Here is a 17,063-nt window from a genome sequence, read left to right on the forward strand (position 1 = left end):
CGAGTCTGTTAGCAATATCCCACACAGTTTCGTTTCGGAATAAACTCATTCCAATTACAGACCACATAATAGCTTCTAGCGGTAACCGCCTTCTGCGAACAGTGGCAACTCCCGCATGTTCAAATGCTTGTTCAAGAATATCTGGGTCAAGAACCTGCTTAAGTTTGTCGAGTGTATGTACATCATCTAAAAAGGAGGACATATCATCGAAGTGTTGAATTAGAGACATAAAAAAATCCGATACTATTTCTAATATCGGATTGTGAAGCTATGAAAAGATCAGTCAAGTGATCATAAAAATATGCTTAACTGATCTGCATTACGCATAGGCGGCCTTTCTTATTAAAATTACTTTGTGTACGCTCTTGGCATCGCTGATTCGGTTGTGTAACGTTCGCGCAATTTATCTTGACGCGCTTCAGTTGAAACCTCTTCACCATTGATCCACATTTTACTTACGTGTGATTTCAATTCAAATGGATCATTAGACCACATTACTAAGTTCGCACGTTTGCCTGTTGCTATTGCTCCTGAGTTCAAGCCAAAAACATCCGCAATATTACTGGTCACCGCATTCAATGCACCTTGTTGTGTCATACCATACGACACAGCGTTACCCGCATCAAAACGTAACTGGTAAACATTGTGACTCGAGTCCCCTGCAACACCAATAATCACTTTAACACCGGCCTTTTCGAGTTTGCCTGCATTGGCTAAGTTAGCATGCATTGAATCAAAGCTACCCGGTAAGTTTGCCATAGAACTGATAATCACCGGCACATTAGCTTTTGCTAAAGTATCCGCAACAACAACGGCATCATCACCACCATGAATTACTAAATTAATTCCAAACGTGTCTTTTAATTTCACTAATTCATAGATATCTGACGCGCGTTGTACACTGGCAATCAGTGGCATTTCACCTGAGAGTACTTTATCAAGGATCTTTTGCTCTGTGGTGGGGTCTTTTTTATCATCTTTTTTAGCTGACTTGTGCCCTTCAAGCTTGTCGATCAGTGTTTTCATCGACATTGCACGTGAGCCTTTACGCTTTTCACCTAAATGAACCACAAGGGCAACTTGTTTTTGATTTACACTATCGAAAGAACCCGATAAATCAACAACAGAGGCAAGACCTGCAAAAATACTTTCACCACCATTTGGTACGATTACGTCTTGAGTAATCCCGCCTTTTCGAGCATAAGGAATTAAGCTACTGCGTGGGTTAAAAGCAAGACTAGGATCGAAATCAATACTCGCTTTATCATCACCGCCGTCACGAGAACCCGCAACAGCCCCTACTTCAACTAAGCCAAGTTGGTTCATCGTACCGATAAACCCTGCGGTCACGATTTGACCTTGAGCATCAACAGTGGTGTCTGCATTTATTGATTCTGGATTAATTGCAACAATTTTTCCCTCGTCAATAACGACACTAGCACCTTCTAATACACCTTGTTCTGTTGATGTGTGAATGGTTGCATTAATAATTGCAATCGATTGTGCGCTCGCTACCGACGAAAATAAACCAGCAGCAACTAAAGAGAGCGAAAATGTTTTAGTTAATTTTGTCATCAATGTTACTCCTACTGTTGACCAAGCATGAAATCGCTTTGTGCTTGATATTTTTCATCATGACGATCGTATACCTTGGCACCATCAATAAATACTTGCTCAGCTTTTGCGTACACACTAAAAGGGTTTTGATTCCAGATAACAACATCGGCTTGTTTACCCGATTCAAGTGAACCTGTTTTATCATCGATACCCAGTGATTTAGCAGCGTTTGCTGTGATCCACTTAATAGCGTGTTGTTCTGAAATATTAAAACCAACATCGTTTGCACGGTACATCACTTTACCTGCTTCTTGGTTTAAGCGTTGAATAGTTGTATCAGAATCTGAATGGACAATCGCGCATGAGTTTTTAACCGCATCGACAATAGCCACGTTTTCTTGAACCATGTCATAGGCTTCCATTTTAAAGCCCCACCAATCTGGCCACAGTGCTGCACAGTTGCCGTTTTCAGCGAGTAAATCGGCAATCTTGTACGCTTCAATACCGTGGTGGAAAGTGCCTGAGTGATAACCAAATTCTTTGCCTAGGTCGATCATCATCGCCATTTCTTCTGCTTTATAGCAATGGTTATGAATAAGAATATCGCCATCAAGGACACCCGCTAGTGTGTCTAGCTTAATATCACGGTGAGGAATTTCAGGATTTTTACCTGCCGCGTAATCGCTGTCATATTTTTCCCACTGACGCTTATATTCCGTTGCATCAATCCATGCTGTTCTGTAGCCCGCCATATTACCCATACGTGTTGAAGGTAATACCCCTTTACTTCCATAAACACGTTTTGGATTTTCACCACAAGCCATTTTTAAACCATAGGGTGCATCAGGGAATTTCATACCTTGCATTGTATGTGAAGGAACATTTTTTAAAGTAACACCACGGCCACCAATTAAATTTGCTGAGCCTGGTAAAATTTGTAATGACGTAATGCCGCCTTCACGAGCACGGTTAAAACCAGGGTCTTGCGGCCAAATAGAGTGTTCAACCCATACTTCAGCAGTCACTGGGCTTGTCATTTCGTTACCATCTTGATGCGATGCCACAGACGGTGTTGGGTATGCGCCTAAATGCGAATGCACATCGATGATACCGGGCGTGACCCATTTGCCTTGTGCATCAATGGTGTTATCTGCTTGTACAGATAAGTCCTTGCCTACTTGTTGTACTTTACCATCAACAAAATAAACATCAGCCTCGTCTAAACGCTCACCGGTGCCTGTTAGTACCGTTGCATTGGTAATAAGAGTACTTGTTGATGCCAGTGGCTTATAAGTACTTGGGTATGGGTTTTTATCAATGGTTACTTTTGGATCTTGTGGGCCATTATCTTGGCAACCCGCAAGCGCGATACCAAGTGAAATAACCATCAAGGATGGTGCAAATTTATGCATTTTGTTGTTTCTCCTTTTTTTTATTATATAACTTTAATCAAATGTTAATAGCAATGCTAACAAACGAGGTAAGTGACGTTTAAGTAAGACGAATTACGTTATTTCTTCCGTTACTTATTTTTTAATGTAATTCGTATAGAGCTTCTCTAATGCACCTTCGGTCGTGAGGCTAGGATCTTTATTAATAAAATGCGTCACGGTACGGGTTACGAAATCAGAGTTTTGTTTATGTTGTTTAGCAAAGCTTTTGATTAAAGTATTGGCATCAGTGGCTGCCGTTACTTTTTCATGACGGTGGCGATATTGACTCAAGGCACGATTAAAATCGCCGTTATAATCTTCAACGACTAATTTATAAAAGTCACTTTTATCGACGCTAAGCTCGTTGATACAGTAATTTAGCGCCTCTTTAAAGTCGTAAAAGACTATTCCTTGCACATCAAATTCAGTGCGTTTTTCGCGAATAGTAACGCGGGCATCTTCAGTCGCATAACTGTAACCCTGAAAATCAAGCCGCTGTGCAGCTTCTTCGCCCAATTTCATTCCCGCTTTAATGCTATGAACAAATTCATCACTCATATCATCAAGCTCATTTTCGTGCCACATGTGAAATACTCGCAGCGCTTTGGCATATTTATTGGCTATTTTCTTTTTTACTTTGGTGAATCGGCCATCAATCGTTAGCACTCGCTCATTATGAAGTAGCGCAAAACATTCATAACACGCTGGTATTGAAATAAATTCAGCGTCTTCACCTAAATCAATAATACTTTGCATCATATGAAGAGGGGGGCAATAGTCGCGCTCAGTTGCCTCACAACCACAATAAAAGCATTGATTAAAATGCTTAGAATGTGAGGCATAGGCTTGTTGATAATAGCCTGATAATTTTGTGGTCACTTAAACTCCTTACACTTTATTCAGTGTCTAATAGTGAACATTTAAATTAGAGTTAAAACGTAAATGTAGCAATACCGTAAAACAAATAGAAAATACGCTCTCTAAACCTGCTCAGTTTGCTCTAAAATGAAATTATTTTCTCGTTATTTGTGTCAAAATTCATACTTTAAAATATGTCTAATCAAACGGTTATATATTGGGGTACACATCTACATACTTGCTTACATCTTGTCCGTTTTCATTAACAGCAATCAATCAAATTTAGGGTAATACTTTAATGGTGCCTAGCAAATAGGAATTGTGAAGTATCCCACGCGAGGTTGCACGACTTTCATGTCACATGGACAAACAACTGGAGAGAAAGATGAATACATTAACATTAGCATTTGGTACAGCACTTATTGTCGGTTCTTCAATGGCAGCAACAGATGCAAACGCCGCACAGTTTGTAGCTGCAGATAATTCTGCAGGGACACAAGCATGTATGGCTATTGTGTCAAATAAACCCATAAACCTTGCTCAAACAATGCGTGATTTACGCTTAAACAAACGCGTCATCTCAGACAAGTTACAGTGCAATGATATGTCTACGGCACAGTTTGCCAGCACCTATGGCTTTAATAAATCAGCAAGCTACTTAAATTTAGAGCAACAAACAAAAACAAGTATTCAAGATATCGCTAAAGTCAGTGATAACACCGTCTACGTAATTTCGGGTTCTAAATAATGACAGATTTGATGTAGCAGACCTTGTATAGGTCTGCTACACACTTTTTATAAAAGCGCAGCAATTAAGCCAAATACACCACCAAACACGCCACCCCAAATAACCAGCCAGCCTAAATGTTCTTTAATCATTGTTTGAATGATATCTTTTACCATAACGGGAGTTAGTTCGTTTAAACGCTCATCCACTAACCTTTCTACCGTGTTATGTAACGAGCCACCAATGTGCGAGTTTGCAAACAGCTTTTCATCGAGTATTGTTTTAAATTCGTCACTGTGAGAAATATCAATGACGGCCTGTTTCATTTTATTTATGAACGGCTCACGCATTGGCTCTAAGGCATCACGTCCACCAAACATTCCTAACATACTGCCAAATTGCGATTGCTCAATAACTTCGATTAATGAGTCATAGGCTGGGCTTAGGTTTACTTCAGCAATGACAGGCTCTAATTCTATTTGAGGTTTCGCAAGAGCCATCACTTGATCTATTTTCTCTGCCGCGAAAAATTCCGTCATGACTAACTGCCTGATTGATGCTTTAAACGACTCAAACTTTAGCGTAATGACACCTGAGCCATACAAGAAAGGCACTTTTTCAAACAGCATATGTATCGCTAACCAGTTTGTTACAGCGCCAGACAAAGCAAATAATCCCACAGATAATACAATTGCCTGATCAAACAAAAATCCAACTAACACGAAGGCCAAAGCCACTAAATTAGTAACAAGACTTTTATTCATTTAAATCCTCACGCACACAGCAAAATATTTAATAATATTAACGCTATGAGATTGTTAATTCACCGACTTTTTGCCATAGTTTAACTACATGGTTAAAAGGTGAGCGATATTATGTGGAATTCAGTGAATGAACAGATAAGCCAAGCTATGCACTTTGATTTTAAGCATACCTTTAAACGCCAACTGCAATCGCCCAACAGCGATAAATACTTTGAACTGCGCGATGAAAATCACCGATTTTTTGTCAAGGTGGCTCACTTAAGTGATTTAGAAAGATTAGAGTGCGAATCCTTTAATTTAAAGCTTTTAACGCAAGAAAGCTTATTTATGATCCCCGACTGCATTGCCACAGGGTGCAATATTGAATTTTCATTCATCGTTTTAGAGTGGTTAGAACTGGACAAACTTCCTCACTCAAATTGGCATACGATGGGCGAACATTTAGCCACACTTCATCAAAAACATACGCAAGCCATGTTTGGTTTTGATCACGACAACTTTTTAGGCCCCACAGTCCAGCCAAACCGATGGCACAAAAAATGGGATGTTTTTTTTGCAGAAGAACGGATTGGTTGGCAACTTCAGCTCTTACAAGAGAAAGGCATTGAACTCGTTGATCAAGATATGTTTATCGCTTTTATTAAAGACACCTTGCACGGCCATAATGTCGAACCGTCATTACTGCATGGTGACTTTTGGCGACGAAATATGGGCTTTATACAAGCGGTTCCTAGTCTGTATGACCCTGCTTGCTATTATGGTGACCGGGAATGCGATATCGCTATGAGCGAACTTTTTGCACCGCTTCCTGATGCTTTTTATACTGCATACAATCAACAATACCCCCTGCAAAATGGCTATGAACAGCGTAAATTAATCTATCAGCTATACCCTATTTTAAATCACGCTAATATTTTTTCCGGACACTATCTGACTGAAGCTAAACAACAAATTGATTTGCTGCTTAAATAAACTTTAAATTGCTGTAAAACGAATGTCATAAACGCAAGAACAGGACTATAGTGTAAATAGAACACGTTTATATACAGGTGCTAGCCGCTTGTTTAGCGGTTAGTGTGTAAGTTATATCAATCTTATTAAATTTGCGTTCATCACCATTAGATTACGATTTTATAAGATTGCAATTTAACGAATTCAGGCATGCCTGATTAAGGTAAAAGCTGATGAAAGATAACTTTTCTCAACGTATATCCTGCCCTCATTGTGGACATCATATATTCGTGGCATTAGATGCCAGCGAAGGCGACCAAGATTATTACGAAGAATGTAGCGCTTGCTGTAACCCTATTCATTTAAACATGCACATTGATTACGCACACAACAAATTAGAATTACATGTTGACAGTGACGACGAGCAAATTTTTTAATTTGCTTGTCGTGCCAAATAGTTTTCAACCGTGTTTATAATTGTGTAAGTTTGTTGGTCAACCTCAATATTGAGTAGATTGCCTTCGCGTTGTTTATCTAAATTAGTAATCGCGAGAGTTTCAGGTATGAGGTGTAACCAAAAACCACGCTCATCAACCTCACCCACGGTTAAACTTGCACCATTTACGCTGACAAACCCTTTGTACAATACATATTTTTGCCACTTTGGATCGATTGCAAGATGCATTTTGCAGTTATTTTGTTCATGTATAATAGACGTTATGTTTGCCATACAGTGAATATGGCCCGATACAATATGCCCCCCAAGCTCAGTGCCTACCGTTACGGAGCGCTCAAAGTTGGCCCACTGTCCGTTTTGCAATTGACCAAGGTTAGTCAACTTTAATGTCTCATCAATCACATCAAAATGAATAAGTGTAAAATCACTGTCCTGAAGTGCTTTAAATTCGACAACAGTCAAACAACAGCCATTAATTGCAATGCTGGCACCCATAGTCAGTTTTTGCGCATACTCATTAGCGACTTTTAAGGTTAACCTTAGTACCCCACCCTCGAGCTTTGTGTGTTCGACAATGGCTTGAGTTTGTATAATTCCAGTAAACATCTTGGCGTCTTCTTTTATTCGCAAAATACATATCTGCGATTTTTATTGATCTTTGAATAGATTACAATGACAACCTGTTTTTTTAGTTGTGTATTTTATGTCTTTTTGTAGTTGGGAAGCCAAACGGTTAATTTCTTTAGCCATCCCTGTATTTTTGGCGCAAGTGACCCTGATATTAATGACGGTTGTTGATACCGTAATGGCAGGACAAGTGAGTGCAACAGATCTGGCTGCTTTATCAATCGCAACAGGTATTTGGAACCCCTTAATGTTAGCGCTTCAAGGTATCCTGCTTGCACTGACGGGAATTATTGCGCAGTTTTCGGGCTCAAATGACAAACACGCCATAAGCCATTATTTTCAACAAGGCCTATATTTAGCGCTGGTGCTTAGTGTCATTGGCTTAGGGCTTGCTACTATAGCAGACAGTATTCTCTCTCATTTAAATACAACAGCGGCGATTACAACGCTCGCTGAACAGTATATACATTTTGTAAAATGGGGCATTTTTGGCTTTTTACTCTTTAGTGTTTATCGCAATATCACTGAGGGTATGGGCATGACCAAACCTGCTTTTTACATAAGCTTAATTGGCTTAGCCGTTAATATTCCTGCTAACTACGTGTTTATACACGGTCATTTAGGTTTTAATGCGTATGGCGGTGCAGGCTGTGGTATTGCAACCGCGTTAGTCTTTACGGCGATGGCTATCACACAAATGATATACTGCCATTTTGATAAAAAAATTAATGCGAAGGCGTTATTAGCGAATTTCTCGTTACCACAGCCTGCCACTATGTGGGCAATCACTAAAGTCGGCATTCCTATTTCATTGGCCACATTTTTCGAAGTGACACTGTTTGCTTGTATTCCGCTGTTTATTGCACATTTAGGTGCTGTTGCTGTCGCAGGCCATCAAATAGCGGCAAGTGTAACCACTTTACTTTTCATGATGCCGTTGAGTTTATCTATAGCTATTAGTATTCGTATTGGTAATTTGTTTGGACAACAGCATTTCAAACAATTAAGAAGTGCGGTGAGTACAAGCTATATTTTAGCCGCTATTATTGCCTTTTTATTGGCGAGTGTGACTTTCTTTGCGCGAGATATTATTAGCCAACTGTACTCAGATAATCCTGAGGTTTTAGCGCTTGCCTCATCAATCATGGTACTTGCCTGTATTTACCAATTACCTGATGCATTACAAGTTTCTGCCAATGGAATTTTACGTGGTTTAAAGTATACCGCCCCAATTGGTTATATTACCTTCGTGTCGTATTGGTTGATCGGTTTTGCACTTGGGTTCGTACTTGCTCGTACAGATTTAATTGTGCCAGCGATGGGGCCTCATGGGTTTTGGATAGGTATTATCGTTGGCCTCAGTGCTGCGGCCATCATGTTGATGTACACAGTTCATAGGCGATTTAACTATGCACCTTTTCAGCAAAACTAAGTCTTTATTTAAGCTCACAGTGTGTGCTGTGAGCCTTGTGCTATTTGGTTGCTCACCCTCAGCCAGTGATATAAACAAAACATATGCCGAAAGGCTCAATAATGTTCTTGCATTTAAAGAATTTGAACTCACTAAACCCGCGCGCATTGAGCCCGTTCATTTTGATATCGTTTCAGGCAGCGCTCACACCATTGGCATGTTAGAACTTGCGCAGTTACGTCAATGTGAACTCGCAACGTTAATTGCAGAGCATAATAATCAATTAGGTAAAACAGCCACTGCTGCGGGTGTGCTTAGCTATCAAATTGATTTTATTCAAGCCGCTGAAAAGTGCTTAGATACCCTATCGCCTGACAATCCGCTGTATACAAAAATTGCCCAAGCTTCTGAGCAAAAACAACAAACGCTCCCGCAGTATTTTGAAGCAATGATAACGAACGAAAGAGAATTTAAAGTTATTTGGCAACTTACGTCATCTAACTTAGATGAACACACGGCAGGCTTCACAGAAACCGAGCACGCTATGAGCATGTTCGCGATGTTAAACGAACAAATTAAAACCGGTGACATTAGTGAAATTGATACAGCGTCGCTTATAAACGCGTTAGAAGTATTAAATAAGTTTAAATACAACACCTTATTAGTGTCTGCCGTAAGAACACAAATTCATTATAATGAGCAACTCACAACGTTATTGCAGCAATATGAAATAGACGCACTCTGCCCTGCTAACAAAAATAAACAGAAAGCACAAAAGCTCAGTAATATTTTTAAAAAGTTTTATTTAGAGCAGTTACAACCTTATCAATCATTCTTAACAGGTAAACTCGAGTCACTGCTACCTTTGTACGAAAAAATATGGCAAGACCCAACGTTAGGTCATTATGTTGATAGCAGCCATGAAGGCAACATTCTTATAGAGCTTAAATTTTCAGCAAAACAACACGTTACTTGGTGGCAAAACTTTTATAAGCAGTGTGAAATTAGTCCATTATGAATAAAAAAACAGCACTTAACACAAAAATAGCTAAAGCAGCTTGATTCAAGAAACCAGTCGCTATATATTAGCCACCGTTGTTTAGCCAATTAAACAACCGCTTAAATCAAAATACAACCGTAGCTCAGTTGGTTAGAGCACTACCTTGACATGGTAGGGGTCGGTGGTTCGAATCCACTCGGTTGTACCACGATTTATTTGATATTTCTTTATTGTACGACCGTAGCTCAGTTGGTTAGAGCACTACCTTGACATGGTAGGGGTCGGTGGTTCGAATCCACTCGGTCGTACCAATTCTCTCCAAAATTTTTACATAAAAATAATTAGCCCAATTGCTTAAAGCACACCCACTCTTAATTATATCTTCCCTAGCACTGTTGGTTATATCACGCTCACTGCTCCTAGCCCACGCCAGATACTGCAAGCTTTAAGCGAGTCGTAGAATAATTAAAAATCGCAATGACTCTGTTAGTTACCGCACTTATTTATCATTTAATTACTACATGAAGTAAACGGTAATAATGAAAACGAATTAATAAATAACGGTAAATGGCTTGTGTTATTTTTTAATCAATTTTTTAAATCAACTGTTGACGTAAACGAAAATTAGCACTACCCTTTTCTGGAAGCGCTTTCAGAAGCGTTTTCTTTTTCGTTATTTATGGTAGCGCTTCCATATTTATGAAAAGGCATATTTAGACAACAATAGCATGCACTTGCTGCGTGAATAACAATGATAAAGAACGAGGGAAACCTAATGTCAAGCCATAACTTTAAAAGAACAAAGTTAGCAACTAGCTTATCTTTGCTCTTAGGTGCAAGTACCTGTTTACCGGCCTTCGCAGAACAAACTGAACACAACAGCGACATTGAAGTTATTCAAGTTACTGGTTTTAAAGGTAGTATAAAAGAATCAACGCAACTAAAACGCTACTCTTCCGGTGTTGTGGATGCAATATCGTCTGAAGATATTGGTAAATTCCCAGACACGAATCTAGCAGAATCATTACAACGTATTACGGGTGTATCAATTGATAGAAGTAATGGTGAAGGCTCGAAGGTTACTGTGCGTGGTTTTGGTCCTGATTATAATATGGTTACCCTCAATGGCCGTACTATGCCAGCAGCTTCCTTACCAGCGGGAGGAGGAACACCTAACTCAAGAGCTTATGACTTTGCAAACTTAGCCTCTGAAAGTGTTAAATCAGTCGAAGTTTATAAAACAGGTAAAGCAAGCATTGCTTCAGGTGGAATTGGTGCAGCAATCAACATTAATACAACTCGCCCATTAGATAACCCTGGTTTAATTGCAAACGTGGGTGTAAAAGCAATGCACGATACAACAAATCGTGTTGCTGATGATATCACTCCAGAGATATCAGGTATTTTTAGTTGGACTGATGCCGATGCCAAATTTGGCGTATCACTCACCGCGAGTATGCAAAAACGTGATAGCTCTGCAACGGGTGCATTTGTCAACGAATGGCGCACAACAGCATACGATGGAACAATTCCACAAGCAGCTGATGACATTATTGTTGAGAACGCCCCTGCTATGGGCCAGTATTATTCAATGCCATCTGATCTTCGCTATACAATTGCGGACCGCGAAAGAACACGTACGAACGCTCAATTAACTTTACAATATAGTCCCGTCGAATCATTAACAGCAACACTTGATTATACCTATTCGCAACAAGACTTATATGAAGCACGCGCAGAGCAGTCAATATGGATGGATAACTATAAAACCCACCTAATATTTGACGATAATGCCGTAAAAACGCCTATTTATTACCAAGAAGAGCGTCGTGATTTATCAACTCGAGATATAGGTTTGGCTCTACAAGAGTTAAATCAAGTAAATAAAAATGACTCTATCGGCCTAAACCTTGAGTACTTTTTTAATGATCAACTCAGCTTTGTTTTTGACGCACATAGCTCAAAAGCAACAAGTGAACCCGATGCCCCCTACGGCAGCTGGGTAAATGCGGGATTAGGTGCCAATATAGTTGCAGGCCAGCAAGTTGACTTTAGCCGCGATCTTCCTTCGATGGTTATCAATTTTGATGATTGCTCGCGCACTAACCTTAACTGCAGTGGGGCTTTGGAACAAAGCGATGTAGGTACTTCTATTCTTGATAGTAACTTTGCTCGTCAAGAATCAACGGTCGATGAATTCCGATTACTCGGTAAATATGAAATAGAAACGGGCGTGATTGACTTCGGCATTGAGTCTCGTTCAATGGAAAGTCATTCATTACAATCTCTTACTCGAAATACAATGGGTAACTGGGGTATCGAAAACCCAGGGGAACTTCCTGATGGTTATTTAAACCCGACTAATTTTTTAAATGAATTTGATGACTACGATACCTCAGGATCATTTGATCAAGGGTTTACTGGCAGCGCATCTGAAATTGGTTATTGGGCTGCACAGCAGTACGGTTTTAACTTTGCTGCTGACGGTGCATTCGCAACCAACCGAACAATAAAAGAAGAAATTAAAGCAGCCTTTGTACAATATAAACATCAAGGTGAAATAGGTGATATGCCATTCAACCTATTAGTGGGTGCGCGTTACGAAACCACAGATGTCACATCAACTGCTAATATTGATTTACCTAATGCTGTTGCATGGGAAGGCAATAATGACTTCAATGTGCGTTATGGTACAGATAAACAAGATTACTCTCTCAGTTCTGACTACAACCATTTTTTACCGAGTATCGATTTCGATATAAACGTGGTTGATGATGTAAAAGTGAGAGCATCATACAGCACCACGATCGCCCGCCCTACTTATGATAATTTAAGTTCTGCAGCGACTGTCGGCGTACCTACAGGTCCAAAACTTATTCCGGGAACAACGAATGCACCAGCATCAACAGGTAACCCGGGGTTAGTCCCGCTTGAGTCTGACAATTTTGATGTGTCTGTTGAATGGTATTACAGTGATGTCAGTTATGTATCTGTTGGTTATTACAATAAAAAAGTCGACAACTTTATTGGTTTAACACCCATGACACAAAACTACTATGACTTACGTGATGTCTCAGCTGGCCCTCGTGCACAAGCGGCCATTGCTGAATTACAAGCCAGAGGACTTGCAATAACAGATTCAAACCTATTCCAAATGGTGGCTGCAATGGAAAATGGGGTTGAATTTGACTCAATGAGCTACGAAGAATTCGAAGCCGCATATGATATATTGCCTAATGGTGACGATCCGTTAATGGAATTTACAGCTCAAGTGCCAACCAACAATAAAGACGCCAAAATAGACGGGTATGAATTAGCGATTCAGCACTTCTTCGGTGACTCTGGGTTTGGTGTTCAAGCCAACTACACCATTGTAAATGGCGATATTGATTTTAACGTTGCAGCAGATCCCACAACAACACAATTTGCATTAGTCGGTTTAAGTGATACAGCAAATATCATAGCCATGTACGAAAATGATAAATTCCAAGCGCGTATTGCCTATAACTGGAGGGATAAGTTCTTAAACAGTGCTGCACGATATGTTAACGAACCAGCATTCACAGAAGAATATTATCAAGTCGATTTTAATGTGGCATATAACTACAGTGAAAAAATGTCTTTCTTTATAGAAGGGATTAACATCACAGAACAAAATAGCCGCCAGCATGGTCGCTACAAAGCACAGTTATGGAATTTAGAACAAAATGGCGCGCGTTATAATGTCGGTATGCGCTATAACTTCTAGATACTATCTCTTATCGTGATGCATTTTTAGCCAGTCTCTTGATGCACAAACACCGTACGTGTTTCAGTGTGAACCGCTGGTTAATTATTGCTCATGGTAATGAGAATTAGCTTTGTTGTCAGAGGCATATTTAGCTGAACCCTTTTTATGCCCGCAAGCCGTTCCTTGTTTGGAGCGGCTTTTATTATTTAAAGTAATGCTATGAATACACACATAAATAACATAGTCATCGTGGGTGGTGGCGCCGCAGGTTGGTTAACAGCGGGATTACTGGCAAGCGAACACCCTGATAAAATCATAACGTTAATCGAGTCAGTTAATATTGGGATCTCTGGGGTTGGAGAAGGCACATGGCCGTCGATGCGAAACACACTGCAACGCATCGGTATTAAAGAAACTGACTTTTTACGTCATTGCGACGCCTCATTTAAACAAGGTTCTAAATTTATTAACTGGCAAACAGAATTAGAAGGCGATAATTACTATCACCCCTTTATGGTGCCTCAAGGCTATACCGAATGTGATATTCATGCGGCATGGCAATACCTATCCCCAGAGCATAAATACGCTGACACTGTAAACATGCAAAGCTTTGTTTGTCAGGCCGCTCTCGCCCCAAAGCAAGCCCAAACACCTGATTATGCAGCTGTTACAAATTATGGATACCACCTTGATGCACATAAGTTTGCTCACTTTTTAGCGCATCATTGTGTTAACAAGCTTAATGTAAAACACATTGTTGATGATGTACTGAATGCAAATAATGATAGTCATGGCTATATTCAAAGCGTAAATACGCTCAGTAACGCAGCTATTTCTGGGGATTTATTTATTGATTGCTCAGGTAGTGCAGGCTTATTAATTGCAAAGCACTACCAAATAGAGTACTTAAATCAGAATCACATTTTATTCAATAATTGCGCAGTCACGACCCACCTTCCCTATCAGGATCCACACGATAATATCGCGTCAGCAACGTTATCCACTGCGCAACAAGCAGGCTGGATATGGGATATTGGATTACCTACTCGACGCGGCATAGGGTACACATTCAGTGATAAATATTGTGACGAAGCAACGGCAATAAAGACCTTAAAACACTATGCAGAGCAATCTATTGGTTCCAAACTAGCGGAGCAACTTGATACTCGAACACTGCGCTTTACACCAGGATACAGAAAAGAGTTTTGGCATAAAAACTGTGTCGCTGTTGGTATGTCACAAGGCTTTATTGAGCCCTTGGAAGCGTCAGCTTTAGCGATGGTGGAGCTAAGTATTAGTATGCTAAGCGAGCAAATGCCGTCAAACCGCCAACATATGACTTTATTAAGCGCACGTTTTAATGAGCGCTTTAACTACCGCTGGCAAAAAGTCATCGAGTTCTTAAAACTCCATTATGTGCTTAGCAAACGCAATGATAGCCCATACTGGCTCGATAACCGCCAAACGAATACAATTCCAACCGCGTTACAGAAATTACTCGAATTATGGTGTTATCAACCGCCAAGTCGGTTTGACTTAATTGAAAATGAAGAAGTATTCCCTTCGGCTAGTTATCAATATGTGCTTTATGGCATGGGTTTTCACACCCCTTTACCCGCTCATATGAGCACAAAACAGCAAGAATTTGCGCAGCAACTGTGTAAGCTAAATCGAGAGCGGATTGGGCACTACTTAAAAAATTTACCTAGCAACCGCTTATTACTCCAACAACTATTAGCTAAGTAAGGGTTAAGAATGACAAATCACTTTACCAAACATGTCGTTATTGCTGGGGGCGGTACCGCCGGTTGGATGGCCGCAGCTGCGTTAGCTAAATTATTAGGCAATGAAATAACCATCACTTTAATTGAATCTGATGAAATTGGGACTGTCGGTGTCGGCGAGGCAACAATCCCCCCTATTCGCACCTTTCATAAGTTACTGGGTATAGATGAACAGCGCTTCATGACCCAAACACAGGCGACTTTTAAACTCGGGATCAGTTTTGAAAATTGGCACAAACCAAAAAGTGACTATATTCACTCGTTTGGCATGACAGGCAAAGAGTGCTGGGCTGGCGAATTCCATCACTTTTGGTTACATGCTCAAAATCAAGGTGTTAAAGATGATTTTGGCGACTATTGTTACGAATTGCAGGCTGCAAAACACGGAAAATTTGGCTTCAACAAGCAAAACCCAATCAACTATGCCTTTCATTTGGATGCCAATCGCTATGCTTTATTTTTACGAGACTTTGCTGAACAACACAGCGTAAAACGCATAGAAGGAAAGATAGAGCACATCAACAAATCTGCAACGAATGGCTTCATTGAAAGTGTCACTTTAAAAAATGGCACCACCGTTTCGGGGGATTTTTTTATTGATTGCACTGGCTTTAAAGGCTTACTTATAGAGCAAGCCTTGCATACAGGCTTTGAAGACTGGTCACACTTATTACCGTGTGATAGCGCTGTCGCTTTACAAACAACGGGCTCAGATGAAATTCTCCCTTATACACGGTCAATCGCGCACCAATCGGGCTGGCAGTGGCAAATACCATTACAAAACCGCACAGGTAATGGCTTAGTGTATTGCAGTCGCTATTTGACTGATGCGGATGCCACACACCTATTACTCAACAATATTAGTGGCGAGATTTTAACAGACCCAAAAGTCATAAAATTTAAAACGGGGCGTCGTCTAAAAGGCTGGAATAAAAACTGCCTCGCTTTGGGTCTCGCAAGTGGCTTTTTAGAGCCTCTCGAGTCAACCAGTATTCACCTTATTATGACCGGTATAATCCGCTTTATACGATTATTCCCGTTCACCCATATCAGCCAACATGCAATTGATGAATACAACAAACAATTAAAATCTGAACTCGAGAGCATTCGTGATTTTATCGTGCTGCACTACAGGGTAACCGACCGCGACGATAGTGAATTTTGGCGTCATTGCAAAACAATGGAGATCACTCAAACACTCAGCCATAAAATTGCATTATTTAAACAAACAGGGCGCGTTTTTTTAGATGACGGTGACATATTTCGCGTTGATTCATGGGTGCAGGTAATGCTTGGTCAAGGAATAAAGCCACAGCAATATCATCATGTAGCCAGCTTAATGAGTGAACAAGAATTAATGCAGTTTTTACACGGTATTAAACAGCAAATAGCACATCGCCTTGCGCAATTGCCTAACCATAAAGAGTTTGTAAGTAAGTATTGCTCACAGAACAATTAGTGTATTGACTGATTGCCATGCACTATTTAGGCTTATTTCGCATAGAGTCTGTATGCTGTGTCAGTACTCATACCTCGTTAAATATGTTTGATAAGTATACGCGTTTTATAAGGTCATACTATTACAGCGAGTGTCAGCAGAGATGTGTAATTATTAATCGTTTTTTCTTTTATAAAGCAAGCAGTAACACTTGCTTTATTGTTTTTTAAAATGCAAACAACACCGTATTAAACCCGTTATTAAAATAAACTATTGACCATAACCAAATTAGTCTCTAACCTAAATATGGAAGCGCTACCATAAAC

14 protein-coding genes and 2 tRNA genes are annotated in these 17,063 nt (G+C 40.0%); 10 read left to right on the top strand and 6 right to left on the bottom strand.

Annotated features, from left to right (window positions below):
- The 4 genes from BM378_RS13290 to BM378_RS13305 form a co-directional block, all read right to left on the bottom strand.
- Positions 1 to 229: transposase domain-containing protein (locus BM378_RS13290; RefSeq protein WP_218158194.1), on the bottom strand; the 229-nt coding region annotated here is incomplete at its 3' end.
- A gap of 119 nt (positions 230 to 348) precedes the next feature.
- Complete coding sequence (locus BM378_RS13295; RefSeq protein WP_036968090.1) at positions 349 to 1,575, bottom strand: amidohydrolase family protein; 1,227 nt, start codon at positions 1,573 to 1,575, stop codon at positions 349 to 351.
- 11 nt (positions 1,576 to 1,586) lie between these two features.
- Positions 1,587 to 2,969, bottom strand: a complete 1,383-nt coding sequence (locus tag BM378_RS13300; RefSeq protein WP_036968087.1) for an amidohydrolase — start codon at positions 2,967 to 2,969, stop codon at positions 1,587 to 1,589.
- 114 nt (positions 2,970 to 3,083) lie between these two features.
- Entirely contained in the window at positions 3,084 to 3,869 is a 786-nt protein-coding gene (locus BM378_RS13305; protein WP_074989370.1) for a hypothetical protein, read from the bottom strand.
- Positions 3,870 to 4,233: 364 nt separating this feature from the next.
- Between BM378_RS13305 and BM378_RS13310 the strand changes: the two genes are divergently transcribed.
- Positions 4,234 to 4,596 (top strand): DUF3718 domain-containing protein, encoded by a 363-nt coding sequence (locus BM378_RS13310; RefSeq protein ID WP_036968081.1) that lies wholly within the window; start codon positions 4,234 to 4,236, stop codon positions 4,594 to 4,596.
- Positions 4,597 to 4,643: 47 nt separating this feature from the next.
- Here the strand turns inward: BM378_RS13310 and BM378_RS13315 are convergent, their stop codons facing one another.
- A complete protein-coding gene (locus BM378_RS13315; protein WP_036968078.1) occupies positions 4,644 to 5,339 on the bottom strand; it encodes a hypothetical protein in 696 nt (231 codons plus the stop codon).
- A gap of 111 nt (positions 5,340 to 5,450) precedes the next feature.
- Here BM378_RS13315 and BM378_RS13320 point away from each other — a divergent pair, with 111 nt between their 5' ends.
- Complete coding sequence (locus tag BM378_RS13320; protein WP_074989371.1) at positions 5,451 to 6,311, top strand: fructosamine kinase family protein; 861 nt, start codon at positions 5,451 to 5,453, stop codon at positions 6,309 to 6,311.
- A gap of 212 nt (positions 6,312 to 6,523) precedes the next feature.
- Positions 6,524 to 6,727 carry a CPXCG motif-containing cysteine-rich protein gene (locus BM378_RS13325; RefSeq protein WP_036968072.1) on the top strand — a complete coding sequence of 68 codons (204 nt, stop codon included), beginning with the start codon at positions 6,524 to 6,526 and terminating at the stop codon, positions 6,725 to 6,727.
- On the opposite strand, the gene BM378_RS13330 is transcribed toward BM378_RS13325, so the two are convergent.
- Positions 6,724 to 7,353, bottom strand: a complete 630-nt coding sequence (locus BM378_RS13330) for a riboflavin synthase subunit alpha (RefSeq protein WP_074989372.1) — start codon at positions 7,351 to 7,353, stop codon at positions 6,724 to 6,726. The two genes, BM378_RS13325 and BM378_RS13330, sit on opposite strands and share 4 nt — an antisense overlap.
- A 97-nt stretch (positions 7,354 to 7,450) precedes the next feature.
- Here BM378_RS13330 and BM378_RS13335 point away from each other — a divergent pair, with 97 nt between their 5' ends.
- The 7 genes from BM378_RS13335 to BM378_RS13365 all read left to right on the top strand — a co-directional run bounded on the left by BM378_RS13335 (position 7,451) and on the right by BM378_RS13365 (position 16,758).
- On the top strand, positions 7,451 to 8,806 hold the full coding sequence (locus BM378_RS13335; protein WP_074989373.1) for an MATE family efflux transporter: 1,356 nt from the start codon (positions 7,451 to 7,453) through the stop codon (positions 8,804 to 8,806).
- Between the two features lie 28 nt (positions 8,807 to 8,834).
- Complete coding sequence (locus tag BM378_RS13340; protein WP_177222589.1) at positions 8,835 to 9,803, top strand: DUF3080 family protein; 969 nt, start codon at positions 8,835 to 8,837, stop codon at positions 9,801 to 9,803.
- A gap of 113 nt (positions 9,804 to 9,916) precedes the next feature.
- A tRNA-Val gene (locus BM378_RS13345) sits at positions 9,917 to 9,993 on the top strand.
- Between the two features lie 26 nt (positions 9,994 to 10,019).
- A tRNA-Val gene (locus tag BM378_RS13350) sits at positions 10,020 to 10,096 on the top strand.
- Between the two features lie 464 nt (positions 10,097 to 10,560).
- On the top strand, positions 10,561 to 13,533 hold the full coding sequence (locus BM378_RS13355) for a TonB-dependent receptor (protein ID WP_036968060.1): 2,973 nt from the start codon (positions 10,561 to 10,563) through the stop codon (positions 13,531 to 13,533).
- A gap of 201 nt (positions 13,534 to 13,734) precedes the next feature.
- Entirely contained in the window at positions 13,735 to 15,261 is a 1,527-nt protein-coding gene (locus BM378_RS13360) for a tryptophan halogenase family protein (RefSeq protein ID WP_074989375.1), read from the top strand.
- A 9-nt stretch (positions 15,262 to 15,270) separates the two neighbouring features.
- Complete coding sequence (locus BM378_RS13365) at positions 15,271 to 16,758, top strand: tryptophan halogenase family protein (protein ID WP_074989376.1); 1,488 nt, start codon at positions 15,271 to 15,273, stop codon at positions 16,756 to 16,758.
- Positions 16,759 to 17,063: the final 305 nt, after the last annotated feature.

The sequence above is a fragment of the Pseudoalteromonas lipolytica genome (assembly GCF_900116435.1).
Taxonomy (GTDB): domain Bacteria; phylum Pseudomonadota; class Gammaproteobacteria; order Enterobacterales; family Alteromonadaceae; genus Pseudoalteromonas; species Pseudoalteromonas lipolytica.

Excerpts from the sequence above, each read along its gene's own strand:
- BM378_RS13295 (WP_036968090.1), bottom strand. The coding sequence starts at position 1,575 with ATGACAAAATTAACTAAAACATTTTCGCTCTCTTTAGTTGCTGCTGGT.
- BM378_RS13300 (WP_036968087.1), bottom strand. The coding sequence starts at position 2,969 with ATGCATAAATTTGCACCATCCTTGATGGTTATTTCACTTGGTATCGCG.
- BM378_RS13310 (WP_036968081.1), top strand. The coding sequence starts at position 4,234 with ATGAATACATTAACATTAGCATTTGGTACAGCACTTATTGTCGGTTCT.
- BM378_RS13315 (WP_036968078.1), bottom strand. The coding sequence starts at position 5,339 with ATGAATAAAAGTCTTGTTACTAATTTAGTGGCTTTGGCCTTCGTGTTA.
- BM378_RS13320 (WP_074989371.1), top strand. The coding sequence starts at position 5,451 with ATGTGGAATTCAGTGAATGAACAGATAAGCCAAGCTATGCACTTTGAT.
- BM378_RS13325 (WP_036968072.1), top strand. The coding sequence starts at position 6,524 with ATGAAAGATAACTTTTCTCAACGTATATCCTGCCCTCATTGTGGACAT.
- BM378_RS13330 (WP_074989372.1), bottom strand. The coding sequence starts at position 7,353 with ATGTTTACTGGAATTATACAAACTCAAGCCATTGTCGAACACACAAAG.
- BM378_RS13335 (WP_074989373.1), top strand. The coding sequence starts at position 7,451 with ATGTCTTTTTGTAGTTGGGAAGCCAAACGGTTAATTTCTTTAGCCATC.
- BM378_RS13355 (WP_036968060.1), top strand. The coding sequence starts at position 10,561 with ATGTCAAGCCATAACTTTAAAAGAACAAAGTTAGCAACTAGCTTATCT.
- BM378_RS13360 (WP_074989375.1), top strand. The coding sequence starts at position 13,735 with ATGAATACACACATAAATAACATAGTCATCGTGGGTGGTGGCGCCGCA.
- BM378_RS13365 (WP_074989376.1), top strand. The coding sequence starts at position 15,271 with ATGACAAATCACTTTACCAAACATGTCGTTATTGCTGGGGGCGGTACC.